The organism is Sporosarcina sp. P29 (genome assembly GCF_002743265.1).
GTDB lineage: Bacteria > Bacillota > Bacilli > Bacillales_A > Planococcaceae > Sporosarcina.
On the sequence record NZ_PDYX01000044.1, the window covers coordinates 1 to 4,167 of the forward strand.

The 4,167-nt window shown below is 37.8% G+C and carries 4 protein-coding genes; all 4 read right to left on the reverse strand.

Annotated features, from left to right (window positions below; genetic code table 11):
* Positions 1-416: 416 nt before the first annotated feature.
* A complete protein-coding gene (locus tag CSV68_RS16345) occupies positions 417-1,547 on the reverse strand; it encodes an acyl-CoA dehydrogenase family protein (RefSeq protein WP_099662656.1) in 1,131 nt (376 codons plus the stop codon).
* A gap of 501 nt (positions 1,548-2,048) precedes the next feature.
* Positions 2,049-2,438: a VOC family protein gene (locus CSV68_RS16350; protein WP_099662657.1), complete on the reverse strand. Its 390-nt coding sequence runs from the start codon at positions 2,436-2,438 to the stop codon at positions 2,049-2,051.
* A gap of 132 nt (positions 2,439-2,570) precedes the next feature.
* Positions 2,571-3,596 carry an NAD(P)/FAD-dependent oxidoreductase gene (locus CSV68_RS16355; protein ID WP_099662658.1) on the reverse strand — a complete coding sequence of 342 codons (1,026 nt, stop codon included), beginning with the start codon at positions 3,594-3,596 and terminating at the stop codon, positions 2,571-2,573.
* 127 nt (positions 3,597-3,723) lie between these two features.
* Positions 3,724-3,981 (reverse strand): ferredoxin, encoded by a 258-nt coding sequence (locus tag CSV68_RS16360; RefSeq protein WP_099662659.1) that lies wholly within the window; start codon positions 3,979-3,981, stop codon positions 3,724-3,726.
* Positions 3,982-4,167: the final 186 nt, after the last annotated feature.

Consider the following 4,167-nt stretch of genomic DNA (forward strand, 5'->3'; position numbering starts at 1 on the left):
ACGCGTTGTGGCTTTCCATCACTTACCAACTCCTCTGTTTGAAGTGCTGGTATCCAATATCTCCGAAACACGTCACCCATGGGTGTGCCTGCATTTGTTTGAGTTAGTAATTGATTATCTTCTGGTGTTAACATCGTATTTCCCCCTAAATTTTTATTTGTAATTTCTCTGACGCAATACTCTGATATCAAGTGAAAACTATTCAAGAACGACTATCGATGATTAAATATTTTCGACTCTATAAATGACAGCGTTTTCATTTAGAGATGTTTGTTAGTTAGTATTTATAGCGTTGAATCATTTAGATTCACAACATGCTCGTCGCTCTTATTTCTTGTATCTCTGTGGATAGTACCTGCTTAGTTGTTTAAAATACATTAATATACGGGATACTTAAGATATCTTAAGTACTATCATCAAATAAAACCTTTCATAGGTGGTGCGCCTAAGTGGATTGACCCTGCCCCATCGTACATGCTTTCGTTCAGGAACGCATGCTGAGTGACGACCATCGCATCGCGAAGGTATCGTTGCAACGGATGTCCGTCGTAAATAGCTGAAGTACCTGCAAGCAAATAAGCTGATTGTACAGCGCTTGCACCTTCGCGTGCAGCATGGGCGGCTGCCAAACGTAGCGTGCTTGTTTGGTCTGCAGAAACCCCCTCGCCTTTTAGAATTGATTCCCAAGCGGATTCAGTGGCTTCGTAGAAAAATGCGCGTGCTGATCTTAGCCTAGCTTCTGCTTTAGCAACTGATATTCGAACGTATGCTCTATCCGCCATTTTCGGTGCACCTGTGATACCTGAACGACCTGCCATCAGAGTAATTTCATCAAGTGCAGCTCGCGCTACCCCAAGATTAACCACTGCTAGTACTTGCGCGGCGTAGGCAATAGATGGAAATTGGGAGATTGGCTCTGCAATAGTTGGAGTCCCGCCTCGAACGAATGTCCATTCATCTGGAACAAAAACATCCTTTACGCGCAAATCATGACTTCCAGTTCCACGCATTCCGATTACTTCCCAGTTCTCAATAATTTCAACATCTTCTGGCTTTAGTACAGCTGTGAGTGGTTTACCGCCTTCTCCAGTTCCTATACCAACACCAAGAATGTCAGCCCCTTTACATCCACTAGCAAACTTCCAAAGACCGTTAACAACCCATCCACCGTTCACCCTCTTTGCTGGTTGAACTGGAAATAAACCACCTGCGAATGCCACGTTTGGACCATTTGCATAGAGTTTAACAAGTGTCTCTTTTGGTAAAGCTGCAAGATAGACTGCAGCAGAACCAAAGCTTGCTACCCAACCAGCCGAGCCATCCGCTTCGGAGATTCTTTCAATCAATTTAAGGAACTCCATTGGCGAGCTTCCATCTCCATCAAAACACCGCGGTGAATGCGCGCTATAAACGCCTAGTTTTTTTAGTTGTGCTATCATATCCTTTGGTACATGTCTTTTTTGTTCGAATTCTTCACGTCGAGCACGAATTTCTGTCAAAACTTGATCTAGCTGATTTTGTTTTTGGTCTTTTATTTGAATTGTCATATTTTAATTCCTCCCCATTACTAAATTGTTTCACGTCATAATGTTCAAATTTCACTGTTAATAATAAAGGCTATTAATCTATTACTGAAATAACCACAATCGAATTATCTGAAAAACCAATATGAGTTGTGCAAAAGCTTATACAGCATCTTAGATTAATAATTTTATCTATTTTTCATATTAAAGCATTCTCAATATTTAAACTACTGCTCATTAGGCTTAAAAAAATAGAATGTTCTGTATTATTAGTACACAAATGATAGAACAACTAAAAAAGCGCCTGACACCTTAGAGCAATACCTTGTACCACCATTACCGGTACTTGTAATCACTTTTGGGATTCCAGACACTCTCATATTAAATATTTATCTATTCCTCAACTACGTGCAACTAATTGGTAGAAGGTTAAATCTCTTTCATTATATATTTAACACCTTGCCAAATTTCTAATTGTATATATTTCAAATTGAGTTTACGGAAATTGGCATACCCTACCTTCATTTAAGCGTTTATTCGCTCCACCAATTGTAAGAGTTCATCGTTCGGACCATTAAATAAAATCATGCGGCCCCCTTCAAGCGTTGGTTGTGGAACACTTGATATAAAATTAATCCCTTTACTTTCAAAATGTTGAATAGATTGATCAATGTCCTCCACTGTAAAAGCAAGATGATTTACAATCCCACTTCTTGTATATTCACTTATTGGTTCAATTTCTCTAATTAATTCTATCTCGGTATCGGGTTGTGTTCCCAAATATAAAAATGCCATTTCGCGATTTGGGTTTTCACCTCTTAAACGTACTTGAAAACCAAATACTTCCGAATAAAATAAAATGGATTCTTCCATATCTTTCACAACAATTGCTATATGTTCAATTTTAGTAATCAATATAATTCTCTCCTTTGACCATATTAGAAAACGAATATCTACTAGAAATACTAAACTAGCAAACATACCGCAAAAAAAAATCAATCAGAATCGAGATAAACCTCGTTTCGATTAATTTTTTTATTTCTTTCATTAAAGTGTAACAGAAACTATTTTATCTTCACTTTCTCCCATAACACTCGTGCTATGAGGGGCTTGTACTTTCGAACTGGGATCGATATATACTTTTGCATTACCAACTGCCGTAGGGGCTTCTCCAAAACCAGTAGCGATTAGCTTCACTTTCCCCTCATATGTACAAATATCCCCAGCAGCATAAATTCCAGCAATATTTGTCTCCATTTTTGAATTGACTACTATACTGTTCTTTTCAATTTCAAGTCCCCAATTCTTTATTGAACCTAGCGAGGAAATAAATCCATAGTTTACGATTACGTCATCGACTTCGACGCTTTTTGTTCCTTCCCCTTTTACATGTTCGAGTACGACATGTTCAATCTGGTCTTCACCAATAAAATCTAGTGGCACATAAGGAGTCATAACCTTAACTTGGGAGTTCTTTAGCAATTCCACACTGTGTTCATGGGCACGGAATTTATCGCGTCTATGTGTAAGCGTTACCTCCTTTGCTATCGGCTCAAGCATGAGTGCCCAATCAACTGCTGAATCTCCGCCTCCAAATAGCTGAACCTTTTTTCCAGCAAATTTCTGCATATCACTTACAAAGTAATGCAGATTTTTCCCTTCGTATTTGTCTGCTGTTTCCAAACCAAGTTTCCTGGGATTAAATGCACCATTTCCTGCTGTAATAATAATTGTCTTCGAGAAATGATCTGTACTATTTGTTGTTATCTTAAATACTCCATCAGATTGCTTTTCCAGTTTTTCAACTGCTTCATTTAGAGCTATCACCGGATTGAAATGATACATTTGCTCTGTTAAATTATCAACTAATTTTTGGCCAGTAATTTTAGGAAAACCTGCTACGTCGTAAATATACTTTTCAGGATATAAAGCAGAAAGTTGACCGCCTAGCTGCGGCAAACTTTCAATTACTTTCACTCGCGCCTGACGAAGTCCAGCGTAAAATGCCGTAAATAATCCAACTGGTCCTCCGCCAATTATCGTAATATCAAAAACTTCATCTTCTGCGTACATTTTAACACCCCATTCACCATTTTTCTATATGCATAAAAATGTTATAGTTTCATCAATTACAATTACTCTTGAAATCGAATAACTTCAATAGTAATCATTAGTTTTCAACTTTTTTAAATATCCGATATTACATAGCCTCTTCATATTTCACTGGATTTCCATGGAATGGTTTATCTGAAATTTTGATTGACTCACTTGGACAACCTTCATATGCATCTTCTAAATCATCAAATAGATCCTCTGGTACTTCTACCACCCCTTCATTCTGATCAAGAGTTACGTAGGATATACCATCATCGGTATGATCATATATATCGGGTGCGACTCCACTACAAGCACCGCAAGCAATGCATGTTTCTTGATCAACAATCGTATACTTCGTCATTGTTTCTCACTCCTTAACCACAGAATTAAAAGGTATAATGTTTTGACATTACTGTTCTACTACCTGTTTCTTCTTTTCAAACTGCTCTTTTAATGGAAAGGCTTCTTGCCACTTTTTTTCATTGTCATCATAAAGCCCTTCACTATACAACGTTTTTAGTGATCTGTTTTCCAATGACATCGGATC